Annotated in this window: 4 protein-coding genes; all 4 read right to left on the bottom strand. The window is 40.5% G+C overall.

Annotated features, from left to right (window positions below):
- Positions 1–41 precede the first annotated feature (41 nt).
- On the bottom strand, positions 42–581 hold the full coding sequence (locus IJT21_09340; protein ID MBQ7578455.1) for a hypothetical protein: 540 nt from the start codon (positions 579–581) through the stop codon (positions 42–44).
- Positions 581–736, bottom strand: coding sequence for a hypothetical protein (locus IJT21_09335; protein ID MBQ7578454.1), 156 nt, complete (start codon positions 734–736; stop codon positions 581–583). The genes IJT21_09340 and IJT21_09335 overlap by 1 nt, the downstream gene beginning before the upstream one ends.
- Before the next feature lie 44 nt (positions 737–780).
- Positions 781–1,239, bottom strand: a complete 459-nt coding sequence (locus tag IJT21_09330; protein ID MBQ7578453.1) for a hypothetical protein — start codon at positions 1,237–1,239, stop codon at positions 781–783.
- Between the two features lie 56 nt (positions 1,240–1,295).
- Positions 1,296–1,831 (bottom strand): hypothetical protein (locus IJT21_09325; protein ID MBQ7578452.1); only part of this gene is annotated, 536 nt, incomplete at its 5' end.

The following is a 1,831-nucleotide window of genomic DNA, read 5'->3' as shown; positions in this document are numbered from 1 at the left end:
CCACCCGGTTTATACTCTGGAGTCGCGTTTATAAAAAAGTTTTACGCCGTAATAGGCATAGCATATACAAAATTTTTGCGCATAACTGGCCTCCCAGCCTGAAATATTAAATCCATCTCGCCAAAATATACAGGCCATGTCTCACACTCAAGTAAACGAGTCTTTATCGGCATATCAAGTCTAAACCGGTTATCTATCACACGTTCAATCAAAAAATTATCGCGGACTCGTTCCTGCATGTTCAAAATATCCCGGTAGCCCTGACATAATTTATTCTCGTCATAGCAGGCAAATAATAGATTCATTTTCACAAGAGTTGCATCAATCCGTCTTTCTTCGCGGTCTTCACACTCAATTAATTTTGCTACAATGCACGGAAAATTTGACTCCATGTCTGACTCATTGTAATTCTTTAATCCGGTGTTAGAGCGCGTGTTGAAATTCAGACCTTCAGGCATTGGCAGATATTGAGCAAAGACTCTCACTTCCTGCAATTCACCCGACTTGTTTAAAAGTGTGTAGCCTCGAAATAAATTCTCAAGTTTCATGATTACTGCGTCTAATAAATTCAGCTCGTTCATTAATTCCCGTTCACCTCGATATTATTAATAATTGAGTTCGCAAGAGTGATAATTTTTTGCGCAAGATTATCAAATTCACTGATTCGGGCTTCGAGTTCATTCAATAAATTTTTTATGCGCTGTGCATGCAATTTTTCTTGATTCGTGTTCAGCATGATATAAAAAATGGGAGGACGAATCCCCCCGAAAAAAAATTAAATTACTCGCCTGAACTTGCAGAAGCTGCTCCGTAGACCTCGTCTAACATTGCATTAACTTCCGCGTCAGTTGCAAATGTCTTGCCCGAATCGATTGGGTTTCCGGCTGAGTCAAAAACTGCGATATTTCCTGCTACAGCGTCAGAGTCTTTATCAGCCTTGTTCGTGATTAAAGAGTTCAGCGCAATAAATTTGTACGTGAGAGTCTCGGCCTTCGTAACGTTGTCGATACCTTTAATTGCGAGCACTAAAACGGGCTGTCCGTCAAGATTAGGATCTGTAGCGCCGGCATAATTCGTAGCATTGAACGCAAAAGAGTCGACTAAAGTTGTGTGTGCCTGGTCGACAAACTGTTCTGTCGGGAGAGCTGCAATTTTCGCGTCGACATAAGTTTTTGCGCGCTGGTGTGCGATTTTCGCCTGACCCATTAATAAAGGCTCGTTTACATCATAAGTGGGCATAAAAATTACCTCCATAAAAATTATCTATTTGCTAACTCTGGGACATGTCCAGAGAATTAGCCGTAAATCTCGTTTAGAATCTCGTTCATCGCGTCTATTTGTGATTGAGTCAAATTATTAATTGCGTCGTCGTGCGAATCTGATTCATCATAGACATCACTCAACATTGAATTTATCTTGTCCGTGAAATCGTCATTTAATGAGCCTATCTCGTCATTCTGCGTGTCTAAATCATTATAGACATCACTTAACATTGAGTTAATCTGCTCGATTTTTTTGCCGCCAGTCAGCTCCCACAAAGTTTTTATTTTCTCGGAGTAAAACTCGCGTGTATGTCTCAATGCGTCTGCTAGCATGATTATTGCCTTTGCAAGTGTGTCAATCTGAATCTGCAATTTCGAGTCTGACTCTTTGCGGGTCTCTTGCTCATTTGCAAAATTCTGCTTGTGATTGTCATTTATTGCTTTGATTGCTTGAGACTGACTCAATGACGCCTTTGCAAGTGTGTCAATCTGAATCTGCAATTTCGAGTCTGACTCTTTGCGGGTCTCTTGCTCATTTGCAAAATTCTGCTTGTGATTGTCATTTATTG

This window comes from Synergistaceae bacterium (genome assembly GCA_017443945.1).
Taxonomy (GTDB): Bacteria; Synergistota; Synergistia; order Synergistales; family Aminobacteriaceae; genus JAFUXM01.
This window is presented reverse-complemented; position numbering and strand designations above follow the sequence as displayed.

Coding starts and splice junctions, on each gene's coding strand:
- IJT21_09340 (MBQ7578455.1), bottom strand. CDS start 581: ATGAACGAGCTGAATTTATTAGACGCAGTAATCATGAAACTTGAGAAT.
- IJT21_09335 (MBQ7578454.1), bottom strand. CDS start 736: ATGCTGAACACGAATCAAGAAAAATTGCATGCACAGCGCATAAAAAAT.
- IJT21_09330 (MBQ7578453.1), bottom strand. CDS start 1,239: ATGCCCACTTATGATGTAAACGAGCCTTTATTAATGGGTCAGGCGAAA.